The sequence below is a fragment of the Paenibacillus sp. alder61 genome, from assembly GCF_020179875.1.
In the GTDB taxonomy this organism is placed as follows: domain Bacteria; phylum Bacillota; class Bacilli; order Paenibacillales; family Paenibacillaceae; genus Fontibacillus; species Fontibacillus faecis.
Map to the genome: position 1 here is coordinate 126796 of NZ_JAIUDG010000013.1, position 23117 is coordinate 149912.

The following is a 23117-nucleotide window of genomic DNA, read 5'->3' on the forward strand; positions in this document are numbered from 1 at the left end:
TCTTTATGTTTAACGGGCAGGCGGCGCAAAAAGTTTCCCCAAAAAACAAAACCGCGCGGCTGATCCGCCTCTGCCGCGCGGTGGAACAAGCGATATTTAATTAAAAACGACGGTTTTGTTCTGATGAACCAGAATGCGGTCCTCAATATGCCATTTCACCGCTCTTGCGAGCACTACGCGCTCGATCGTTCTTCCGATGCGCTTCAGCTCGCTCACATTGTCGCGGTGGCTGACCCGCTGGACGTCCTGCTCAATAATCGGCCCTCCGTCAAGCTCTTCGGTCACATAGTGAGCCGTCGCGCCGATAATTTTCACCCCGCGATCATAGGCTTGAGCATAAGGCTTCCCGCCGACGAAGGCCGGAAGGAAGGAATGATGAATGTTGATGATCCGGTTCCGGTACGGTTCGATCAAAGCGGGCGATACGATCTGCATGTATCTGGCCAGTACGATCAGATCCACTTTGCCGTTGACGAGTTCCAGCTGCTTTCGTTCCGCTTCCTTCTTCGTTTCCGGCGTCACCGGAATATGGTGGTACGGAATTCCGAAAGATTCAACGTACTCCTTCATGTCCGGATGGTTGCTGACGACCATGGAAATTTCGGCATCCAGGTCCCCCGCCTGCCACTGCCACAGAAGCTCGACCAGACAATGGTCTTCCTTGGACACGAAGATCGCCAGCTTCTTCTTGCGGCTTAGCTGGTACAGGTTCCATTGCATGTCGAACTTGTCGGCGATCGCCGCGAAGTCCTCCTGGAGACCGGCTGCCCGCTCCTCCAGCTGATCGAGGTCAAACTCGATGCGCATAAAAAACATGCCACCCTCCGGATCCATCGTATACTGATCCGATTGAACGATATTCGCGCCGTGCTCATGAAGAAAACGCGATACGGCCGATACGATACCCGGTCCGTCCGGACAAGAGATCAGCATCCGGGCGCGGTTGCTTTCGTAAGGTTTGGCGGGGCGGCCGCCGGTTTTGATATGAGTTTCCATCTTTCCTTTGCATCCCCCTGTAGTCGTTGTTATCCTTTAGCGGTTGCGAGCCAAGCCACCAGACGCTGGTTGATCTGTTCCTCATTATATTCCGGAAACAGATCGGCTGCCGTCACGAGATCGTAAAGCCGTTCCAACGGCTCACGCGGGTCCGCCTTTTTCGCTTTGGCATCGCTCTTCAGCAAATTCCAGGTGTCCAGCACGAACGCGCGCGGATGAATTTCCTGACCGGCAAAGAACGCGCTAAGCTGCTCCACCTCGGTCAAGATGCCCTCGCCGAAACGCCCGGCCAAATCCCCGCGCAGCAAGGCGATCTCCATCTCGTACATCGGGCGCTGGGTTTTGGGATCCTTGCCCACCCACGGCGTTTCGAGGATAAAAGGACGTCCTTGCAGCGCCTCGTGGTGAACGACGCGGTGGATTGCTTCAAAACCGATCCAGCCGCTGCCGATCGGGGTATGGCGGTCCTTGCGCGAGCCGATCGGATTTTTGCTGTCATTGATGTGCACGACCGCAAGCCGATCCAGACCGATCAGGTCGTCGAACTGGCGGAGCACGCCATCAAGATCGTTGACGATATCATATCCGGCATCATGGATATGGCAGGTGTCCATACAGATCGTCAACCGCTCATTATGCTGCACCTTGTCGATGATCGCCGCGATCTCCTCAAAACTGCGGCCGACCTCCGTTCCCTTTCCGGCCATCGTTTCCAACGCGATATTGACCTCGGTTTCATCGGTACCGTTCAGCACCTGGTTCAGGCCTTCCGCGATCCGTTCGACGCCGTATTCCGCATCTTTATCGGTAAACGCGCCGGGGTGAAGGACGATGTTCCTCACGCCCAGGGCATGGGTCCGCCGGATTTCCTCCTGCAAAAAATCCACCGCGAGCTGATACGTATTGGACTTATACGAGCCTAAATTGATGATGTATGGAGCGTGGACGACGATCTCGTCGATCCCCGCCGTAGCCATCGCCGCCTTGCCGTCCTCGATATGCATCGATTCGATCGGTTTGCGGCGCGTATTTTGCGGTGCGCCGGTATATATCATGAACGAGCTGGAGCCGTAGGAAGCGGCCTCCGAAGTTGCGCTTAAGAGCCCTTTGTCCGAAAACGAAACATGGGAGCCAATTTTAAGCATTTTTTCTTCCCCCTTTTGGACAGTAAATCGCTAAACATCCCTATTTTATCTTGAATAGCAAAATAAAGCTAGGCCAAGCCTTCAACCCGAGCATGAAATCTATCATTATGCAAAAAAGGTTCCTCCTGTTCCTTCCGTAGATTTTCGGCGGGGTCAAGGAGTCTCGTCATAAACTTGAAAATACGTTATAATTTTTATCAACGAGAAAAATCACAGTTAGAATATCGAGGTGATTGTACCCATGCCCTATCAGGCCCTGCTGCTTCCGCTATCCTCGGGAGGACCAAGTAACCTGTTTTTGAATACGATCGTTTTTTGGGGCTTTGTGCTGCTTGGCATGATGACGATCGGCGGATTTTTTATGTTCCGGAAATTTTTGAAAGTGCTTCCCAAGGCGGACGGCATGTCCAAGCTGGACTGGCAAAACCACTGGGTCGAAAAAAGCCGCCATCTTTGGGGGGACGATGCCAAGGCTTTTCTTAATCTATTGGTGCAGCCTGTGCCCGGTCCTTTCCGCGATATCGCCAAGCATTCGATCGCGGCGGAAATCGGCCGTATCGCCCTGGAGGAAGGAGCCACCGAAGTGACCCGGGATCATTGCATCAAGGGGTATATTACGGCGACGCCAAAGCGGGACAACAAGTTTCTGATTCAGTTTCTGGAGAAAAATCAAATTGATTACCGGCCATATCGGCATTTAATGAACAAATAGGTTTCGAAAAACGGCATCCGGTCCTGACTATCGCAGGTCCGGACTTTTTCTTAAGGAGGGATTTCCGTGAAGATCGCTATCTTTGGCGGAACGGGGTTTATCGGCAGGGCTCTAGCGGCCTATTTGGTAAGAGAGGGCAGCCAAGTCGTCGTCGTTTCCAGAAAAAGCGGAAACCGTGGATCCCATTCCGTCGCGTCCGGACTGATCCATTGTACATGGAGCGAGCTGGAACGCGATCTTTCTCCGTTAAGCGATGTTCGAGCCATCGTTAATTTGGCGGGAGCTTCACTCAACCAAAGATGGACCCCGAAAGCCAGGCGGATCATCCTGGAGTCGCGGTTGACGACAACCCGAAAGGTCGCTCAGTTTGCGGCAGCGTTAAGTCCAGGACCCGAGGTCGTCGTCCAGGCCTCCGCCGTCGGAATTTACGGCACCTCACTTACCGGAGAATTTACGGAAGCGGCCCAGCGTACGGAAGGGAACGGAGATTTTCTATGGGAGGTGACGGAGCGGTGGGAGGCGGCCGCGAAGCAAAGCTTCCCGGACCGCCGCCTCATCCTGCTGCGTACGGGAGTCGTTCTCGGCAACGACGGCGGCGCTTATCCGCTGATGCGGCTTCCCTTTCGTCTCGGCTTAGGCGGAAAGGTCGGTACCGGTCGGCAATGGGTCCCTTGGATTCACTTAAACGATCTGGTCCGCTTGATAGACTTCTGCCTTAAGAATCCGGCGATGGCCGGTCCCGTTAATGCGGTCAGTCCGTTTCCCGTGACCAATGAGCAATTCAGCGCCGTATTGGGACGGGTTCACCGAACCCCCAGCTGGTTTCCCGTCCCCGCTTTCCTCCTGAAACTGCTGCTTGGCGACAGATCCATGCTGCTGTTGGAAGGCCAGAAAGTGATTCCGGCGGCCGCGCTCGAAGCCGGATTTCAATTCATTCACCCCGGGTTGCAGGAGGCTTTGGCCGATCTGCACGCCTAAAAAAAGCCGTCCGCGCTTGCAGCGGACGGCTTTTTTCCAGGATGTCGCGACTCTCCCAATCTCTCAATTCTTCGATTTCGCCAGCAAATACAAGAAGTAAGGGGCTCCGATGATCGCTACGACAATGCCCGTCGGAATTTCCGTCGGCTGGAGTACCCATCTGCCCAGCGTGTCGCCGACGATGACCAGAAGCCCGCCGGCCAAGGCGGAGGCCGGAATCAAAAACTCGTGTTTCGGGCCAACCAGCCGCCTCGCCAAATGCGGGGCGATCAGCCCGACAAAGGAAATCCCTCCGCCTACGGCGACGGAAGCTCCGGTCAAGCCGACGGCCGCGGCCAACAGCCCAAGCCGGGACCGCTCGATTTGCGTACCGAGTCCCGTTGCCGTCTGATCCCCCAAACTAAGTACATTGAGCGCCCGTGCTTTCATAAATACATAGGGAATCAGAATGAATATCCACGGAAGCAGCGCCAGAACATACTTCCAAGAAGTGCCCCAGATGCTTCCTACCAGCCAAACCTGCAGCAGTTGGAAGTTTTCCGGACGAAGCCTGAGCTGGAGAATGATCATCGCCGCATTAATGCCGGCGGCCACGGCGATTCCCACCAACACCATCCGAATCGGCTGAAGTCCGTAATTTTTTTTGTAAGAGAGCACATAGATCAGGACCGCCGCCGACGCGGCTCCCAAAAGGGCGAGAACCGGCATCAGAAATACCGGCGCCGCCGCCGTCGTAGGGTAGAACGAAATAAACAAGGCAACGGCCAAACCGGCACCCGCATTGATGCCGAGAACGCCGGGATCGGCCAACGGGTTGCGGGAGATTCCCTGGAAAATACAACCGGACACCGCCATTCCCATCCCGATCAGAACGGAGATGACAATGCGCGGAAGCCTGAAATCATAGAGAATCAACTCCTGTTTTTCCGTCCCCATACCAAACAAGGTCCGGAACACGTCGCCTGGCGAAAGCCGTATATATCCCGTGTTCATGCTGATGACAAAAACAATTAGAATCAATACAGCGAATAGCAGGATAAACCCGTACGATCTCGCCGCTTTCCTCCGCAAATGAGCGCTATAATCCGGTCCGTTCATAATTAATCGAGCCCTCCTTTCTGCTTCATCGCTAGATAAAGGAAGAAAGGAACTCCGATGACGGCGATGAGCGCACCGATCGGCACCTCATGGGGCGGATTAACCATCCGCGCCAAAATATCCGCAAAGACCATCAGCAAGCTGCCCAAGACCGCGGAAGACGGGACGACCCAGCGATAATCGACGCCCACCAAAAACCGGGTGACATGAGGGACCATCAAACCGACGAAACCGATGGCTCCGACAAGCGAAACGGCGCTTCCCGCCAAAATCAGTACGAAGACCATGCTGAGCGCTTTGATCAGCCCCGTCCTCTGCCCCAGTCCGGTAGCCACTTCCTCACCCAGACTAAGCAGGGTGATTGACTTGGAAAGAGAGAGCGCCCCGACCAAACCGACGAGAACGCCTACGGCGACGAATTTCAATTGCTCCCAGGTCGTCCCGGTGACCGCGCCGGCGTACCAAAACGCCAGATCCTGGCCGACCTTGAAATACAAGGCGATCCCTTCGCTGATCGCAACGAGCAGCATACTCACAGCAGCCCCCGCCAGGGTAAGTCTGACCGGAGTCATGCCGCCTTTCGAGAGGAAGCCGATACCGAATACGAGACCCGCCCCGGCCGCCGCACCGATGAAAGAATACAACATCATCAGAAGAAACGGCGTCCCCGGGACAAGCGCGAAACAAATCGCCAACGCAAGTCCCGCACCGGAGTTCAGTCCGAGCAGCCCGGAATCGGCCATCGGGTTTCTTGTCATTCCCTGCATAATCGCTCCCGCGACCGCAAGCGCCGCGCCGATCAGTGCCGCGGCTACCGCGCGGGGAAGGCGCATGTCGAGAATGATTTGATGCTCGGTCCGCCCGGCGTCGAAATGAAACAGAGCTTCCCATACCGTCGAGAGCCTGATATCGGCGGCTCCGACGGAAATGGACAAGCCGATGGCGAAAGCGAGCAATATAACGCCGCCGATCAAAATCAGACTGGCCGCAAGCGGCCGGGAACGGCGGTTTGCTTTTGTAGCTTGGGTTGTGGCTGCCATGAATTAATCCATCCTTTTGACAAGTTGACAGTAGTAAAACATAAAGCAATTATAAACCAAAATAATGTAATTGAGAATGATTCTCGATCATTATACACCCTTTTGGTCGGATTATCTACGGTCAATCCAAATTAGCCCCCAAGCCCCGCTGACGCAAAATGTATGTGCAATCGGCAATGGTAAACGAATCCCCCGGATTCATGGGGTAGCTCTTATACGGGGCGATCGGTTCTCCCCGGAGCACCGTTCCGTTTCGCGAACCCAGGTCTTTTAACGAGCACCCCTCCTCCAGTACCATCAGTTCCGCATGAGCGCGGGAGACCCCCGGCGTGACGTCCACATATTGGCATATCTCCTCAGAACGCCCGATCACGAAGCTGCCTTTGCGGAGGGTGATAATTTCCGGGTTAGATTCCGCTGCTTGCTCCGTTTGCCGACGCTCCAGGGTAAATCTCGCAGTCGAAGAAGATAGCTTCTCCGGCACCGCCGCTTCCCTGAGCAGCACCGTGCGCTGCTCAGGCAAAGGAGGTGACGGGACGGCCGGACCTGACTCCTGCGGTTCAAGAACGCTTCCATGCCAAATGTTGAACGCCTGGTTTGAGGCGGTTTGGTTTGAAGCAGCTTGATTCAAAGGAGGAGTGCTGCCAAGTTCGGAACCGGATGGATGATCCCAGCGCCAGCTTTGTTTCCAGGACGAATCCTCGTTATCCTCGTCTGCTTGTTCCGCCATTTCATTCTTGTTAGCATCGCCCACCTTCAATGGTCGGCTTCCAAGCAGCAGAGACCATCGCCCTCGTAATATTAGCAAGGCCGCCGCTATTAGCAATACCGTTAAGGCAAGACATATGCTTCTGTTCAAGCTGCCGGGATGATCGAAGTAAATCAGCTTCCACAGGAGAGCAGCCGCCAGCACCGTCCCGCCAAAAATATAGGTGTAGACCCGAGAAGATGCCGACGATTGCGAAATCCGCCCCCCCGGTTCCGATGCGCCGGGAAAAGCCGAGCAAACTTCTTCCCCGTAAATGTCGGAGATCGATGTATATAAATCGCCGGCGGAAGCAGGAACATCTTGCTCGGGCACATATTCCTTGATTGTGGCGGCGGAAGAACGCGAATCCGGGCGGCAGGGAAGTTTCTCCGGGCCATGATAGCCCGTTCCGCCTGCCGAGGCGGGTTCCTCCCCCGCCATCAGACGGACCAGCAGCTTCTTAAACTCGGACAATGAAAAAAGCTCGTCCGAACAAAGGCGGAGCAGTTGTTGAATTCCTTCACCCTCCATCGTTGAAACCGACGTAATCAACCTGGTGATCAGTCCGATCAATGCTCCCGAAAGCGATTCGGCCGAGAGCGTCTCTGTAAAAGGCAAGTATGTAAAATAGAGAATTCCGGAGGATAAGGGCTCCTCGACAAATATAAAATCTACATCCAGGTAAAAATTAAGCGGCGTCAGCATAAATTGCTTACAGTCATCCAGCGCTTCAGCGATTTGCATCAGCAAACCGTAGAGTTCAGGCATCGTGATCTTTTCTTGCTTCAAGCATTGGGACAGCATGCGCTTGCCGGTGATCTCATAATGCAGACTGACCTCAAAATCGACTTCCCTGACATCCAGGCGCAGTAAATTCGGGATGGAAACCGATGAGAGCATGCTCCGCTGAACCCGGTTGAACTGCCTCGAATGGAGGCCGCCCTTAGCGCCCAACACCATGTAGGTTCCGCCGTTTCTAATAAAATCGGCCGTCAATTCCGGCATCGTCCTATGTCCTCCCTCCCGCTAGGATAGATAAATTACCGCCTGGATCGCTGCGGGAAGAACCGCAAGCATAAACGGAAATTGCAGCTGGTTCTTCAATCCCGACCGGACGGGAGCCCAGCTCTTCAGCAGGACAGCGCCCAGAAAGTTCCGCAGAATACCGCGTATCCGGGCAAATACTTCCCGCCGCAAAATCAAGATGATCACCCCGATTAAACCGGCGCAAAGGATGGAATATACTATAATATGCAATGTCATCTGAGCTCCGGTCCATGCGCCGATTCCCGCGAACAGCTTTACGTCGCCCCCGCCAATCGCGCCGAAGCAATACAGCACCAGCATTAGGACAAACCCTATGGCCGCCCCTCTCAAAGCGAACAGAGCGCCTCCCCATCCTTCATCGAGGAGATGCCACAGCAACCCGGCCAAGACGCCGGATATCGTCAAGGCGTTCGGTATTTTCATGGATCTCAGGTCCGTTAAAAAGGCGGCCCCCAATAAAATAAAAACCCCTACATACTCCCCAGCCATATTCCCCAATCCCCCTGCGAAGGCAAATGATTTCCCGTCGAACCGGATTATGGGCTTTCGACATTAAACTGTGCGGTTGTTTTGAGTCCGCCTTCCGTTTCTATCTCCAGCGTCCATGTACCCGGTGTCGTATTTCCGCCAACAAGCCATTCCCATTCCACAATTCCGTCATTTCCGGCGGTTGCGGTTCCCAAATACTTGGCTTTACTGACCCCACTTTTGTAATAAACTGTAAGTCTGGCTTCCGTTCCCGGTTCTATAAGGGCCTTCACACGAGTCCGGTGACCCGCGTAGGCGGGTTCGGGTTTGGATAAAATGGAGGCGGGTTTCCCTTGGCCCGATTCGCCTTCCCCCTCCTCCTTGCCTTTTTGCTCCCCGGTATCTCCGATCCACAGCCGCTCTTCCGCCCTCGTCCGGAGTAAAATCCGTCGCCCGGTTAAAGGAACCTTGATCGGAAGTTCGTAGCTGATTTCGAGGCCGAAATAAGGATTTCTGCCTGTCTTCAAATCAGGGACCGTGACCCGGTGAACATGGAGCCGTTCTTCCTTCAGCCAAGTCCCCTTTAAAAAAGGACGCAGCATCGGTTTCAACGCCGGATCGAGAACTTGTTCGGACAGACTGTCCCTCACCTCTTGCAAAGGCTCGTCCCCCCGGTTCGCCGCAGACTGAACCCAACCGGAGAAGGGCGGCGGCAGCTTGGAGGCGTATTCGCCCGCCCACCCGGACAAAGATAATTCCGGCATCCTCCAACCGTCCGACCGAGATTCAACTTCATGTCCGTTCGCCCCTTCCCCCGCCGTTGATTTGGAGAACGCCAACGCCACAGGATACATATGAGCGGAGACCTGCCTTACCGCATTGGCGGCAACGGCTTGCATCTGTGTGGAGATCAGGGTCATCTGAACCATGTATATGAACAGGAAGATAACCATGACAAACAGGGGCATGACCAAGGAAGCCTCGAGTACAATGCTGCCCTTCGTCCCAGGCTGTTCATTAATAAGAGAAATCCGCTTGTTTGCTCGCGACATATCGGCTTCCTTCCACCCTTCCCGAGAGAACCCCCGCCGAACTCATCGCCTTGGCAACCCCCGGCAAAAACCAGAGCGGAGAGGAGACGTTGACGCTTCCTTTTAAATACGTAGCCCGTTCCTCGGTCGCAATCCCCGTATTCATCCGAATGACGGCCAGCATCCGGGACAGCCTGTTCCCGTTCCGGCCGTGAACCAATAAGAATAGACGTAGATGGTCCCTGTAGGAAAATTGAACCTTTAAATAATCGCTTAGCTCAAGACTGCCTTTTTGGGTCAGATCCATGAGGTCTTTTATAGCATTCTCCACCCCGTAAAGGAGAGCGGATGCCAAAATCAGCAGCGGATTTCCTTTGGAGGCGTTTTTGACCAATCCTTCCATCGTCCTGATCGCCAGCCGTAGCGTGAAAATTTCCCCGTAGGCCGCTGCGAGATTTCCCGCCGGATTATGAAATCCGTACAATATATACTCCACTTCCTGACGGTCCGCCGTAAAGGCAGCGGAAATCACCCCTTCTTTTCCCGCGCCCCCTTTCTTCAACAGTCCCTTGAGCGAACTGACATCAAAGAATCGGAAATAGCTTGCAATATATTCGGTTTGGAAGCAGTTGTCCGTCATCCCCTGCAGTAATCCGGAAAATCCTCCATAAAGCGAATCCATTCCCTCCATGGCTTCACCCCCCGCTTCATACGGATCTGCCCCCGGATCTGCGTCTTTCCCCCCTTTGGCCGAATCGGAATGGCTGTTCACTTCCCGGTTAGCGTGGAAATAGGCTTCTAATTGGTCAAACTGCTTTTGCTCCTCTTTAAGCTTTTCTTTCAACCCGGAAATTTGTCCAATCAGATTACCAGCTTCCTTTAGCTTGGTCGCGGCTTTCTTCTCGGTCGCTTTCCGTTCAGCGTCCGAGGAACGGTGATCCCCCAGCTTCCTTCGGTTTTGCTCCAGCAGATTTCCCGCTCCGGAGTCCACGTAATTCCGTGCATACCCGCCCACTTCCGATCGCATCCGCTCTAGGTTCGAAAATAATCCGCCCTCCGAGCAAGCCGCCGCTAAAACGGAGCCCTCCACGGCCAAAAACGAAGAAACGGCGGCATCCGTTTTTGCATAATCAGCGGCTTGCCGCGAAATATCATGTTCAAAGTCGGTGAACAACTCCTCCGGGAGGATCAGTTCCGGACTTCTCCGGCGGATCTGATCGATTTGCTCCCCGCCGGACAACATATCGTTACCGCCCGTGCTTTCCGCATGGGCCATCGCATTATAGCCGTTCTGAGCGGGCCGTTCCTCCGCCTCTTTGATGATCCGTTTCATCTCTGCATTGATTTCCCTAGCCTCATTCAAAAGCCGTTTCGCCTCCGGCAGCAGTTCCCGATGAAGTTGCCCCGCCTCCCTATTGCCATCCCTTAAGCGATCGAACACCCTTGAAGCCCCCGAGCGATATCTGCCGATTTCCAGGGTATACATCTTTTCCAGCGGCTCTCTGTCACGGTCCTCCTCCAATTTACGGGCGTACTCTCCGTACTGGGCCGCCACATCCGCTGCGGTGGAGATATCCTCCGGCTCTCCGTCTCCGGCCGAACCGCCCGCCCTCGGTACCCAAATCCCGAATTTTTCGACCTGGACGCTAGCCCTTGTTTGTTTATCCAGCATATCGTCCAGCTTCGCTTCCCGGCGTTCATAGAGCTTCTGCAGCTTCCCGAGCAAGTCGACCGTGTTGGAGGCCTCCTTCATCATCCCGGACATCGGTTTGAAGCGGTTGACGATCTCGATCGTAAAATCGATCGGCGCTTTGTATTTCATCTGCTCCCTGATTTGCTGTTCAAATACCGCATAAGTCCCCAGCGGACGCAGAAGCTCAACGGAAGACGAATCGAGCTCGGCGTTTACAATCGGCAAGCTTTCGCTCGAGTTCAACGTGTCAAATTGCGTCTGGAGCACCTTGGACATCAAGTAATTGGCATCCGTTTCCCCGAAAGCAAACAAACCGTACTTCTCAAGCAATTGCGGATCATAAGTCGACATAACAGAACGGGAAGCGGCATGGGCCAGCATCTCCGCTTTTGCTTGGAGGGCGGAAATGCGGGCAAAATCCACAAAAATGGAAACAAAGGCAAACACGACGGCAAAAATCATAATCAAAAATACCGAAACGGCTCCCCGTTCCCCACGCTCGCGATTAAAAAAACTTATATCTACCGTCCCCTCTCACCAGCTTTAATCGCAAATCAACATCTTTCAGATTTAAAGCCGCTACTTTCCGAACAACGCAAGCGCTTTTCCCGCCTCTTGCTTGTCCATACCGCCGCCCTTAAATTTGGCTCCGTAATATCCAGCCAGATTAACGCTGCGAATCCACTCCACGGGATCGACGATATAAGCTTCCGCCAAGGCGTCTTGAGTGATATCCCCAACGGCCTTTTCAAGCGGGGCCAGCGGGGAGAAGCGATGCAAGGTCACGCCGACTTTTCGCAGCAAAAGCTTGTTATCGTAGGTAATCCCGCCTTTCATTTCCGGGGGAATGTTCTGTCCGACCCGATTGAGTTTTCTTAAAGGCAAAGCACCTTCCTCGTTTTCTCCGTTTACGGGAAGTGCGGCAAGAACTTCCGTGTTTTGGCCGGTAATACCGAAGATAGTCTGCAGCATCCCGTCATCGGTCAACCTCCAATACAGCGGGTCATAGCTTCCTTCCTCAAATGCGCCGGTCTCCGGCTTTCGATGGCTATTATCCCAGACATAGGCGTTGCGTTCCGCCGCAACCGCCGCGACTTGACCGAGCATTGCGCGTTGATAAAGAAACATGCAGAAAAATATCAGGATAAGCAATGTGGTTAAAATAACCGGGAGAACAAGGGAAGCTTCAAGGGTAAAACTCCCTTTTTGATTTTGCAGCAGCCGCCGCATTTCACTGTCCGTCCATAAAATTTTCCGTTTTTGATTTGGCCTTGCCAAGCAGACTCGTGACGATTTCCTTAAGCTGGGTCCGAAAAATAATCGCAATTATTACGATGACCGCGATGATCAAAATCATCTCCAGCATGCCAAGCCCCTCGTCATTGCGCCAAAACCCCTTCAATTTTTCGTTCACCATAGCCAACACCGGCATCACTCCCCATTACATATATTCAAATGTCCTCGCTACAAATCCATAATCATAAAGGCCGGAGCCCCCACTAAAATAATCACGACAACAAACAGCAACACCATGGGAAAAACGAGTTTGGAAGAGGCCTGCTCTCCGAGCGTTTTGCTCACCGCCTTTCTTTTTTCCCAAAGAGAGTGGGACAAATCGCGCAAAGCCAGTACAAAATCGTTGCCACCACGGCGAAAATTGAGCAGTACAGCGGTTGTAAAGACGGACACCTCCTGAATGCCGCATCGTTTGCTGAAGCCTTCCATCGCATGCTGAAACGAATCGCCGCTTTCCCACTCCCTCTGCATTTGCAGCAGTTCGCGATACAGCGGGTGGCTTTGTTCTTCCTTCCTTCGTTCCAAGCAATGCTTAATCGCCTGCTGGACGGTAGATCCGGCTCCAACCAGCAAGATCAACTGGTTCAAAAACTCGGGCAGTTCGAGCAGTACCTCTCTTTCGCGCCGGACTACCTTGCGATGCAGATCATTGATCAAGGCCGCCGGAAGCAGCACAGCCAGGATTCCCCCCAACAATAGCCCGCTCCCATCGCCTCCCATGAGCAAGGTCATCAAACTGCCGAGCGTCATCAACAACCAGCTGTAAGAGAGCATTTCCGCCAGAAAAAGACGGGCCAAATCACCGCCCCTTCGATCCCCGGCAAGCTTCTGGACCGTACGTTGAATTTTGAAAAGGAAGAAAGGCACCCTCTGGGATAATTTCAGCTTCTCCAGCAAAAACAGCATGGGAGGGGCTATCTTTTGCAGCCGGATTCCCTCCATGACAAGCCCGTTGTATGCTTCGTATCTTCCTTTGGATTTAAGGTACAAGCTCCCCCACAAACCGAGCAGGGACACTAACAACATTCCTCCCAGGAGCTTCAAAAAGCCACTACCTCCTAGATGCGGATGTCCATAATTTTAAGTATCAGCCATGAACAAGCCACAAAAATCAACAGGGCGACGGCAGAAATCAGCAGCCCTACCCCACTGTGCAAAGGCCTCATGTAATCCGGTGATGTCAAGTCCATGAACATCAAAAAGAGTACGGGGGCCGCGAGCATCGCTTTCGCCTCAAAACGTTTCTGAGCGATCATAACCGCGATCTCCTGACTGATTTCAAGCTTCTCGCTGATAATGGCGGAAGTCCGCCTTACGATTTCCACCAAATCTCCTCCAGTGCGTTTGCTTGTGGTAAAAACATCGGCAAAATTGCTGATATCCTCGATGCCTGCCCGCCTGCTGAAATCCTGTAGCGCTTCTTCGATCGGCTGCCCGTATTCCAGACGGGTACATATGATGGCCAGTTCGGCAATCAGATCATTACTACCGTCGGGATAGAGCAGTTTCAAATCGGCGATGGCTTCCCGAAAGCCGTTTTCCACGGAACGCCCGGCCGCCAGCGACGAGGACAAGGAGTACAAAGCCTGCTTGAAATGCAAGCCAAGCTTTTCCCGTCTCCTTCGCAGCAGGTATTTGCTCAAATGTTTAGGCAGAAAAAACGTTCCTCCCGACAGCAGCATAGAGATCGTTACGGAATGGAAGAAAACAAAGCCAATGCCGAATAATCCGACCCCTCCTAACAGCAGGCAGCTCCATTTCTGGCGAACGGACAATACGTAAACGCGATAATCCGTAAGCGGACGGTTTACCCTGTCCGGTTCTTGCCGGTTAGATCTCGGCGGTCCGCCGCTTATCCGCTCCTTCACCCGCCTCCCCCCTTTTTTTCCTCCGTCCATTCCCGGTTGAATCCGGCCATAGCCAGTTTCTCTCCATGCAGAAGACGATTTCCCGTCCTTTCCAGCCGGCCGATGATCTTTCCCTCATTCTCCCCATGCTCGCAAAACTGATATAACCGGTTAAGCATCACCTCCCCATCTTTCATGCCGATCACCTCCGAAATTTCGGTCACGCGTCTCGAACGGTCCCGAAGTCTTGCTAAATGAATGAAAATATCGATTGCCGAGGCAATCTGCTGCCTCACCACGGCGATCGGCAGATCCGCTCCGCTGAGCACCATCGTCTCCAAACGGCTGATCATGTCGGCCGTACTGTTGGCGTGACCTGTTGAAAGGGAGCCGTCATGTCCCGTATTCATCGCCTGCAGCATATCCAGCGCCTCCCGGCCGCGGACCTCCCCGACGATTATCCGGTTCGGACGCATGCGTAAAGAGGAGCGGATCAAGTCCCTCACCGTAATTTCGCCTCTGCCCTCCGTATTGGCGTTTCGCGTCTCCAGCGAAACCAGATTGGGTACGGTGACGATTTGCAGTTCGGCGGAATCCTCGATCGTAATCACCCGTTCATCCGAGGGGATGTATTGCGACAATGCGTTTAGGAAAGTCGTTTTGCCTGACCCCGTCCCCCCGCTGATAAAAATGTTGTATTTGCTCTTCACAAGCGTTTGCACCCATTCGGCGGCCTCTTGTCCGAGCGCCCCCCTCTGGACCAGATCCCGCATCGTCATCGGATGCTCGGGAAATTTACGGATGGTCATCGTCGGCCCTTTCAACGCGATCGGCGGCAGAACGATATTGACGCGTGAACCGTCCTTAAGCCTTGCGTCGACAATAGGGGAAGACTCGTTCACCACCCGATTGACGCCGGATACGATCGTCTGGATGATGTCTTCCAAGCGCTCCCTGGATTCGAACCGAGCCGGCAGACGGAGCACCTTTCCATCTTTTTCGACAAAAACCTCATCATGCCCGTTGATCATGATCTCCGTAATGCTCCGGTCGTCGACGAGCGGCTGTAGAACGTCCAGCCCCCGGAAGGAATCGTACAACCGTCGTACCCATTTCCGCTTCTCCGCCGCCGTCAGGCCGGCTATCCGCGATTCCTCAAGCACTCGCCGCTCGATGTAAGCCATCAATTGTTCGTCCTCCAGCGTGGAGGTAACATCCAAACCCGAGCGAATTTCCCCTCTAAGCACGGTAAAAAGATCTCCCTGAATCAAAGCGCTCCTCTCCTCCCTTCCCGGAATCCGCCTTTCGGCCGCTCAGCATCCGGATAAGTTTCATCACCTCCCGCTGGTATATCGGGGAATGCATGATTCCACCCTGCCGGTTCCCCTGGGTCCAAGCCGGGATCAAGGGGAGAAAGGCCGCAATTTGAATGCCTTTCTCCTGAGTCAAAGCCTGGACCTCACCCGAAATCCGATTGGCCGCAAACATCGTTTTGGACATGACCGCGTTAAACAGGGCGGGTCGTGCTTTCTCCAGATGTGCGAGCCAAGCGCCCGTTTTCCTGATGGCTCCCCAATCGTCCGCGACCATCCAGACCAATTTGTCGCATTTCTCCATCACCGTTTCCGTTCGTTCGTGCGGAAAAGAATCGGTATCGACGAGCACAACATCATAAAGGCCGCTTCCGGCGATGAACTCCATTAATGCGGCGGCCTCCCTTCTGCCAATCTCCATGAGTTCATCCAGATTATCGAGCGGTGCAAACGTGTCGCCATGAAGAACCGGGTGGCGGAGGCAGTAAGCGGTGACCGGGAGTTTGGGCACCGCCTGTCGCTCTTCCCCGGCTTTCAGATCATAAAGAAGGCGTGCCAGTCCGGCGTTTGCCTCCGCGCTTGCCGCTCCTCTTCCCGGGGCGGATAAGTCCCCGCTTTGAATCGTCTCCAAATTCAGATAGAAAACCCGTTTACCTTCCGAAGCCAAATGCCGGACCAGGTGGAGTGCCAGCGTGGTCTTCCCGCAGCCGCCTACGGCACCCGTTACTCCGTAAACTCGTGATCTTCCCTCCGGGGCGGCAGTTCCCTCACGCTTCCCCCGAACATGCTCGAAAACGGCGGAAAGCAGCAAAGGGAGCGGTTGATATTTGTACAAAGATCCATTGACCGCCTCGGCTTGTTCATCCTCACAAAGACGGATGCAGGTTATTCTCTCCCCGGAGTCATGGCGGACCGCTTCGAAAAAGGCGGTTTCCCCAAGAACAGCGTCAACCTGACCTCCGTACTGTTCCATATATTGCGCAAACGCCTCCGTCCGGCTGAACGCGGTGACTGAAAATCCCCGGTCAAACTCCCCGCTGCGGGCAAAATGAAGAAAAGGCTCGATATATTGCTCATCTTGAACGGCTAGCACAAGCCTTAAAGGCACCAAGCATCACGCTCCTTCCAAGGAACGAAAAAAAAGCACCGCCCAAAAACCGATTTCTCGGTGTTTGGACGGTGCTTCCGTTCCCGTATTCCTGAATTTTACAGTTAGAATAACACAGTTTTTTTCATCGGACAAGTCCTAATTCTCATCCTCCAGAAAACGCCTTTTGATGTCCGGGGTGGGGACCATACACGCCTCAGCCTTTCCGAACCACTTGTAGCGATTGGCGGCAATCCAGCGGTATACGGCATTGCGCACCACGGGCGGCACCACGATAAAGATGTAGAGCAGGGGCCAGGGGAAACGCAATCCCTTGGCGATGCGAAGGGCCGCGGCGGAACGGGAGTATATCCTCCCCTTTTCCAATAGCAGCATCGTATCTCCCGTATCGGGGGCTCGGTCCGCCAGAAGTTTCCGTGCCGAGGAGGATTGAAGGGACGCGAAACGAAACCTTCCCCGGGGGTCGCGCCGGATAATAAACTTCACCGCGCCCTGACAAAGGTGGCATACGCCGTCAAAAAAAACGATCGCGGAGGCTGACTGATCCTGTTCCACGGTGCTTCCTCTCCCCTCTTTTATATAGAGAAAAGCACGGAGCGATGATCGCCCCGCGCTCACTATGCGCAACCGAATCGGTTCATTATTCGGCCAAAGCCTTGTCAATCCATTGTTCGTCTGTAATTTGGCGCTCGATATCGCCCGAAAAGTTATCCATGCATTTGCAAATGAAATCTTTACGGCAGACCGGGCAAGGCGTTTTCTGCAAACGGCTGATATTCGTTAACCGCCATTCGGGAAAACGGTGGTAAAATACTCGGCACTCCGTTCCGTCGGCCAGCTTGACGATAAATTCGTACAAACCTTCTTTTTCATTGCTTCCAGCCTTGGTCACGTTCTCTACATTCGGTCTGTAAGACATGGTCATCACCCGTATTATCAATTTAAAAACCTGTTTTAGTACTTAGACATATTAAATAATTTTCATCCATGTGTCAACTTGGAAGGGGATGACATCCCGATCATCGAGAATCCCGGCTTAGAAAAAGACTTCCCCGTTAGTATGCCACAAGGAAGTCTTTTTTATTGAAGCTGATGTTTGCGCTATTCCACCAAATTTAATTTAACCTCGATATTACCTCTTGTCGCCTTGGAGTAAGGGCAGAAGTCGTGCGCCTGATGCAATAATTCCTGGGCTTTGGCGCGCTCCACTCCCGGCAGCTTCACATCGATTTGTACGGCGAGACGAAATCCGCCGTCTTCCTCGTCTTTGCCGATGCTTACATGGTGGGTAACCTCGGCGTCTTCCGCCTTGACTCCGGCTTTCTGGGCTACATTGGCCAATGCGCTCGCAAAGCAGGCACCATACCCGGCCGCAAACAATGCCTCCGGATTGGTACCTCCGCCGCCTTGTCCCCCCATTGCTTCGGGCATACTAAGGTTGAGCTTTAAGACGCCGTCCGATGTTTCCACCGTTCCGGTACGCCCGCCTTTTACCGTGGCAGAGACCGTATACAATGGTTTCATATAAAGCACCTCCTTCAATAACCGGTCTATTGTCCATTTAAAGCAATGCACGGGTCTTGAAACGCAAAAGGCGAACTGCCGGCCCTGGCCTATTCCTTAATTTCCTTAAACTTCGCGTCGTAAAGGCGGAACATCGTCTTGTAGCCGGACTCGTCAATTTTAATTCCCACATCGAGCCGGCCCGTCACTTGGAGCGGCTCCGATTTGTATCGGAGCTTGACGTCGTCCGGTACAAACACGATCATAATTTTATTCCAATAGGTTTCATCCCCGTTATCGAACGGACATTCCGCACCCGGTTCCGGGATGAGCAAAAACCAGTTTTTTTCAAAGGACAGCACCTCCCCCATAAACCCCTTTATGGTAACCGTCGTACCGCTAAGATCCCAGAACTGTTCGGAAGGGGTCGTCTGGTCTTCACCGTCGAAAAATCCGGACCAGCTGATGGTCTGAGGACCTTTGGCGGGCTTTTTTGTGCTTATATCCGCGGTTTTCGGCTCGGCGGAAGGCTGCTCCGTTGTTATTTTTGTTTTCGTTTTCGTTTCGGCGGCCGCCCGTTTCGAATCCGTGTCAGCTTCCTTGGGCTGTTTTCCAGTGGGGTTTTCTTGTTCCGCGGCCGCTGATTCTGCCGCCTGCTTTCCTGTCACCGCTTCCGCTTTCTCCGGCTTATCCTCCCTTGCCGTGTCCGTTTTGGCCGGTTGTCGCCCATCGGCGGATGCCGCTTTTGCCGGCAGCTTCCCGTCGGCCGTTCCCGCTTGGGGTAAGCTCTTCTCTACTGCTTTAACGCCGCCTGATAGATCCGCATCTAGATTTTCTTTGACTTGCCCCGTTCCCTCTGTATTTTCGATTTCGCCATCCTGTTTAATCGAACCCTTCTCCTGATCCTTCAAGGGCTCGTTGAGGGATCCTCCAGGGGCTCCCGCTTCCTGCCGCGGCTTGTCGTCAGGCTCTTCATCGGGCGTCCCCCCCGGCGGCTCTTCCTTCACGGTCACGGGCGCGTCTGCCGCCTCAGCCTGGGCGAAGGTTCCCGCGGTCGAGCTGGCGGGTTTGCTTTGCCCGCATGCTTGCAAGAGAATGGCGATCGCTATCATCAACAAAGGAATTAGTCTTTGGTTTCTCATCCTCTTGTTCCTCCTATGCTTTAAAAAGAGTCAACGCATCCGTCCGATACATTCGGAACGCCGGGATCATGGAAGCGGCCAGGCCGATTACCAAGGCTCCGGCGGCAATGGCCGCGTGATCCGCCGTTATCTGAAACGGGTTAATCTGAATGCCCGCATAGTTGAATACGGCTTCTTTAAGAAAATAAGCGGCGGCATGCCCGGCTAGATAGCCCAAAAGAAGCCCGAATGCCGTAAGCGCGAGCCCCTCTCCCACCATCGAAGCCATGATATATCCTTTGGACTTGCCCAAAAGACGCAGCAGCCCCGCATCCTTGGTACGCTCACCCGCGGCGGCCACGAGGGACAACAGGATCGTCACGGCAGCCAACAACACGCACAGCAGGGTCACGATTTCGATCAGTTCGGAACCTCTGTCCACCAGGTTCACCACATCGGCCACCGCCTTGCTCGTGTACACCACCTGAACCCCGGCTTCGCTCTCAAGCGCATCCCTTAACTCCTGCCCGCTCAGCAGCGTCTTGGGCTTCACCAGGACGGCCGTAACCTCCCGATGCCCGCTTTCCACGCCGTGAACCGCCCATGCATGATCTACTGTCGTAAAAACAGCCCGATCATCCGGCGTATTCAATCTCGGCAGTATTCCCGTAATCGTATACCGGAATTGTTCATGCGCATCATGCTCTTCCCCTTCATGCCCCTCTTCGTGCTCCTCTTCGTGCTCCTCTCCATGCTCCTCCTCATCATGCAATCCTTCCACCAATCCATGGGCTCCTGTAAAGCTGTCGCCTACATGAAGTCCCAGCGTTTGAGCCACATGAGCCCCGACGACGACTTCCCCCGTTTGCCGGTATAGGCCGCCTTCCGATAAGGCCCGATCCCCGTATCTTGTCATGAAATAGGCGGAGTCGATCCCCACGATCGGGAATTCGTTAAAATAATCTCCGGTCGTCATGGGGAAAGCACGATCTATCGCCTGATGCTCGCTTACCGCCTCCCACGCTTCTTCGGAAATATTGCCGGTAGGGGCTCCCACATGATAGAAGGTGTTGAGCACCAGCTGCGTTTCGCTTCCGGCAGCGCCGATGACCAGATCAAAAGGGCCGTACCCGTTTTCCGCCCCTTCCTCCACCCCCGCCTTGGACATGGATAGTAAAAGAACAAACCCGACGGTCGCCGTCACCGACAGAATTGTCAGCAGTGACAGAAACTTGCGGTGCAGCAGGTTTCGAAGCATGTAACGCAGCATGCTCATATCGCGACGTCCTCCTGTACTTGCAGGGTACGGTTCATCCGATTGATTTGATGAATATGTTGGGTCGCCGGGAAGCGCTCGGCCATATTCAAATCATGGGTAACGACCAAAAGCGTCTGCTTATGGCTGCCGCACAGTTCCAGCAGCAGGTTGCCGATTTCGTCCGCGGTTTCCCAGTCCAGGCTTCCCGTCGGTTCATCGGCCAACACCAGTTCCGGCTCATGGATCAACGCCCGGACGATCGCCACCCGCTGCTGCTGTCCACGGGACAGCTGGGCGGGCTTGTGGGCTCCCCGATCCTTGAGTCCAACCCGCTCAAGCCATTCATCGACGCTGCCCCGCCGACTTTTCCCTTTCGCGGCACCGGAGAGCGCCATTTCAATGTTTTCCTTGGCCGTTAACGAAGGGATCAGATAAAAATCCTGCATAATATACCCGATATGAGCGGAACGGTAAGAATCCCGGGCAGGCTCGTTCATCTCGGACAACCGCTCGCCGCCGAGCGTGATAACACCCGAATCAGGCTTCATAATTCCGCTGATCAAATGAAGCAGCGTGCTTTTTCCGGAACCGCTGGGCCCGGTGATCGCGATTTTATCGCCCTGGTTGACGTTCCATTCGGGAATATCAAGAATAGGAATCGTTTTTCCCGCTACTTGAAACTGTTTCCTAACTTCACGAAATTCCAGCATGCCTATCCCCCTTCAAAATAAAGCGAACAGGAGAAAAGGGATTCTCCTGTTCCTGCATGATTTCTTCAAGCCTTATTTCAATAGGATTCGTTCCGACAAAGCATCCCATTTCAGCGTTTTTCCGGTCAGCTCGTTAAATGCGCCAAGGGGCAGGTACAAGGTTCCGTTATCGACATCAATGGTGTACTTCCCGTTTGCCTTTGCCGCTTTCCCCCCGAGATCGATCTTCAAGGACTTGCCGCTTACGGTGAGCGTAGCGGTCGCCCCGCTCTCCTGGTATGTTCCTCCAAGCGCCTCGGTCAAGGCTTTTGCCGGATACAGCACCTCTTTATCGCGATTGATCTTAAATTTCGGATAGATATGACGCGATTGCAGCTCGGCCGTCGCCTTAGCCAAATCAACGCCGATAACTTCAGCTCCGGCTACCGCGATTTCGGTGTTGTCGACCTGGCCCTTCAACTTTTCGGCGATCGGTCCATAGGCCCATACCCCTACGTCCACGGCGGAGTGGCCGTGCCCGGACCAACCTACCAGAAGGCGTTTGGAAATCACCGCGTTATAACCGCCTTCCCGTTTATAAGAAGATCCGTCGCCATCAAGGATGTATTGGGCTTCTTCGTCCGTCAGATCCGTAATCCAGGTGTTGTCCGCCACGATTTTCTTCACATCCGCCAACGTTTTGGCTTCGTTTAAAGCGCCGACCAAATATTCCGAAGAATGCTTTTGCTTATCCCACAAATCGATATTGATTTCATAAATGTTATCTCTGGACAAAGACAATCCGCCTGTTTCATGGTCCGCGGTGACGACTACCGACGTATTTCCGTCCTTCTTTGCAAAATCGATCGCCACTTTAAACGCGGCATCGAAATCCAGCGCCTCTTGAACCAGAGTCGGCAGATCGTTCGCATGCCCGGCATGGTCGATCCGTCCTCCTTCGATCATGATGGCAAAGCCGTCCTCATCCGCCGACAATACTTCAAGCGCTTTGGAGGTCATGGCCGCCAGGCTAGGCGTTTCCGCTTTCCGATCCGGTACGTAATCGACGTGGGAGCCGCCGAACAGCCCCAGCACTTTAGTGTCTTTTGCCGTCAATGACTTCAGGCTTTGGGCATCCTCTACCACCTTATATCCCTTCGCTTTAAATTCCGGAATCAGGTTCTTATCCGTCCGTTTTCCCTTTTCCTCTTTTGTTACAAAGAAGGATTTGCCGCCGCCGAAGAGCACATCCACTCCGCTATCCAAATATTGGGACGCGATCGCATTTTCGTTATCGCGGCTGCGCACATGCGAAGCGTAAACAGCCGGTGTTGCATGGGTGATCCGTGCCGTCGTCACGAGGCCGGTGGCCTTCCCGCTGGCTTCCGCCGCTTCAATGACCGAGGCAAACGGTTTGGAGACGTCTTCGTTGGATACGCTGATGCCGGCATTATACGTTTTGTGACCGGTCGCAAAGGCGGTGCCGGCGGATGCCGAATCCGTGACGATACCGGAAACGACGGTACCTCCGTCCTCGCCACGATCCGCATATGTAGTCGCTTGCCCCACATAATAAGAATCAAGATTGAGCGATTTCACGCCTTTTACGTACTGCTGGTAATAGCGGGCGGCCGAAATTTGAGCCGGTCCCATGCCGTCCCCGATCAGCACGATCAGGTTTTTGGAGGACGCCTTCCCGGGGGAAGCTCCCTTGTTTCCGTTTTCCTGGGCGATCGCCGCAGGGCCCGCCGCGATAACCGCCAGAGCCATTCCGCTGACAGCCAGCCTTCTCCACAGCTTATTCATGCTCTTCCCTCCTATTTGGTTTAAACTAAATCGAGTATATTATCCAAATATTTGGGGACTGTTAGAGAAGTGTTACTTCCAGGTAAATCAATCACATCACCACCCCTGAAGGGGTGCGATTAGCACTAGTCTCCCGTCAGACCACCTTGATAACATAGAATTCCTGCATATGTGCATGTTTTTTCTTGGTTGGGGCCAAAAATTTCAAAACTCCTGCAAA

Annotated in this window: 23 protein-coding genes; 2 read left to right on the forward strand and 21 right to left on the reverse strand. The window is 53.9% G+C overall.

Annotated elements, in window-relative coordinates; translation table 11 throughout:
- Positions 1-96: 96 nt before the first annotated feature.
- Both purU and LBW89_RS15410 read right to left on the reverse strand, forming a co-directional pair.
- Positions 97-996, reverse strand: a complete 900-nt coding sequence (gene purU / locus LBW89_RS15405) for a formyltetrahydrofolate deformylase (protein ID WP_148450752.1) — start codon at positions 994-996, stop codon at positions 97-99.
- 29 nt (positions 997-1025) lie between these two features.
- Positions 1026-2141 (reverse strand): deoxyribonuclease IV, encoded by a 1116-nt coding sequence (locus LBW89_RS15410; RefSeq protein ID WP_225039500.1) that lies wholly within the window; start codon positions 2139-2141, stop codon positions 1026-1028.
- 241 nt (positions 2142-2382) lie between these two features.
- Between LBW89_RS15410 and LBW89_RS15415 the strand changes: the two genes are divergently transcribed.
- Both LBW89_RS15415 and LBW89_RS15420 read left to right on the forward strand, forming a co-directional pair.
- The gene (locus LBW89_RS15415; protein WP_148450754.1) at positions 2383-2853 is read left to right on the forward strand and encodes a DUF2621 domain-containing protein; all 471 of its coding nucleotides are present in this window, start codon (positions 2383-2385) and stop codon (positions 2851-2853) included.
- A gap of 66 nt (positions 2854-2919) precedes the next feature.
- Complete coding sequence (locus LBW89_RS15420; RefSeq protein WP_225039501.1) at positions 2920-3831, forward strand: TIGR01777 family oxidoreductase; 912 nt, start codon at positions 2920-2922, stop codon at positions 3829-3831.
- A 63-nt stretch (positions 3832-3894) separates the two neighbouring features.
- Here LBW89_RS15420 and LBW89_RS15425 read toward each other — a convergent pair whose 3' ends face one another.
- The 19 genes from LBW89_RS15425 to LBW89_RS15515 form a co-directional block, all read right to left on the reverse strand.
- Positions 3895-4929: a FecCD family ABC transporter permease gene (locus LBW89_RS15425; RefSeq protein WP_148450756.1), complete on the reverse strand. Its 1035-nt coding sequence runs from the start codon at positions 4927-4929 to the stop codon at positions 3895-3897.
- Between the two features lie 2 nt (positions 4930-4931).
- Positions 4932-5969 carry a FecCD family ABC transporter permease gene (locus tag LBW89_RS15430; RefSeq protein ID WP_225039502.1) on the reverse strand — a complete coding sequence of 346 codons (1038 nt, stop codon included), beginning with the start codon at positions 5967-5969 and terminating at the stop codon, positions 4932-4934.
- Between the two features lie 121 nt (positions 5970-6090).
- On the reverse strand, positions 6091-7722 hold the full coding sequence (locus LBW89_RS15435) for a DUF6382 domain-containing protein (RefSeq protein WP_148450758.1): 1632 nt from the start codon (positions 7720-7722) through the stop codon (positions 6091-6093).
- A 21-nt stretch (positions 7723-7743) separates the two neighbouring features.
- Positions 7744-8253 carry a prepilin peptidase gene (locus LBW89_RS15440; protein ID WP_148450759.1) on the reverse strand — a complete coding sequence of 170 codons (510 nt, stop codon included), beginning with the start codon at positions 8251-8253 and terminating at the stop codon, positions 7744-7746.
- Between the two features lie 47 nt (positions 8254-8300).
- On the reverse strand, positions 8301-9284 hold the full coding sequence (locus LBW89_RS15445; protein ID WP_148450760.1) for a TadE/TadG family type IV pilus assembly protein: 984 nt from the start codon (positions 9282-9284) through the stop codon (positions 8301-8303).
- On the reverse strand, positions 9250-11418 hold the full coding sequence (locus LBW89_RS15450; protein WP_225039515.1) for a hypothetical protein: 2169 nt from the start codon (positions 11416-11418) through the stop codon (positions 9250-9252). The genes LBW89_RS15445 and LBW89_RS15450 overlap by 35 nt, the downstream gene beginning before the upstream one ends.
- 117 nt (positions 11419-11535) lie before the next feature.
- Positions 11536-12186 (reverse strand): TadE/TadG family type IV pilus assembly protein, encoded by a 651-nt coding sequence (locus LBW89_RS15455; protein ID WP_148450762.1) that lies wholly within the window; start codon positions 12184-12186, stop codon positions 11536-11538.
- Between the two features lies 1 nt (position 12187).
- A complete protein-coding gene (locus LBW89_RS15460) occupies positions 12188-12373 on the reverse strand; it encodes a Flp1 family type IVb pilin (protein ID WP_170287055.1) in 186 nt (61 codons plus the stop codon).
- A 47-nt stretch (positions 12374-12420) separates the two neighbouring features.
- The gene (locus LBW89_RS15465; RefSeq protein ID WP_148451203.1) at positions 12421-13278 is read right to left on the reverse strand and encodes a type II secretion system F family protein; all 858 of its coding nucleotides are present in this window, start codon (positions 13276-13278) and stop codon (positions 12421-12423) included.
- 32 nt (positions 13279-13310) lie between these two features.
- A complete protein-coding gene (locus LBW89_RS15470; protein ID WP_225039504.1) occupies positions 13311-14120 on the reverse strand; it encodes a type II secretion system F family protein in 810 nt (269 codons plus the stop codon).
- On the reverse strand, positions 14117-15367 hold the full coding sequence (locus tag LBW89_RS15475; protein ID WP_148451204.1) for a CpaF family protein: 1251 nt from the start codon (positions 15365-15367) through the stop codon (positions 14117-14119). Before LBW89_RS15475 ends, LBW89_RS15470 begins: the two co-directional genes overlap by 4 nt.
- On the reverse strand, positions 15339-16520 hold the full coding sequence (locus LBW89_RS15480) for a hypothetical protein (protein ID WP_225039505.1): 1182 nt from the start codon (positions 16518-16520) through the stop codon (positions 15339-15341). Before LBW89_RS15480 ends, LBW89_RS15475 begins: the two co-directional genes overlap by 29 nt.
- Before the next feature lie 138 nt (positions 16521-16658).
- Positions 16659-17075, reverse strand: coding sequence for a thiol-disulfide oxidoreductase DCC family protein (locus LBW89_RS15485; protein ID WP_148450766.1), 417 nt, complete (start codon positions 17073-17075; stop codon positions 16659-16661).
- An 85-nt stretch (positions 17076-17160) separates the two neighbouring features.
- A complete protein-coding gene (locus LBW89_RS15490) occupies positions 17161-17439 on the reverse strand; it encodes a hypothetical protein (protein WP_148450767.1) in 279 nt (92 codons plus the stop codon).
- A gap of 182 nt (positions 17440-17621) precedes the next feature.
- Entirely contained in the window at positions 17622-18044 is a 423-nt protein-coding gene (locus LBW89_RS15495; protein ID WP_148450768.1) for an organic hydroperoxide resistance protein, read from the reverse strand.
- A gap of 89 nt (positions 18045-18133) precedes the next feature.
- Positions 18134-19165, reverse strand: a complete 1032-nt coding sequence (locus tag LBW89_RS15500; RefSeq protein WP_225039506.1) for a hypothetical protein — start codon at positions 19163-19165, stop codon at positions 18134-18136.
- A gap of 13 nt (positions 19166-19178) precedes the next feature.
- Positions 19179-20420 (reverse strand): ABC transporter permease, encoded by a 1242-nt coding sequence (locus LBW89_RS15505; RefSeq protein WP_148450769.1) that lies wholly within the window; start codon positions 20418-20420, stop codon positions 19179-19181.
- Positions 20417-21112 carry an ABC transporter ATP-binding protein gene (locus LBW89_RS15510; RefSeq protein ID WP_148450770.1) on the reverse strand — a complete coding sequence of 232 codons (696 nt, stop codon included), beginning with the start codon at positions 21110-21112 and terminating at the stop codon, positions 20417-20419. Before LBW89_RS15510 ends, LBW89_RS15505 begins: the two co-directional genes overlap by 4 nt.
- Before the next feature lie 72 nt (positions 21113-21184).
- Positions 21185-22897 carry an alkaline phosphatase gene (locus LBW89_RS15515; RefSeq protein ID WP_148450771.1) on the reverse strand — a complete coding sequence of 571 codons (1713 nt, stop codon included), beginning with the start codon at positions 22895-22897 and terminating at the stop codon, positions 21185-21187.
- Positions 22898-23117: the final 220 nt, after the last annotated feature.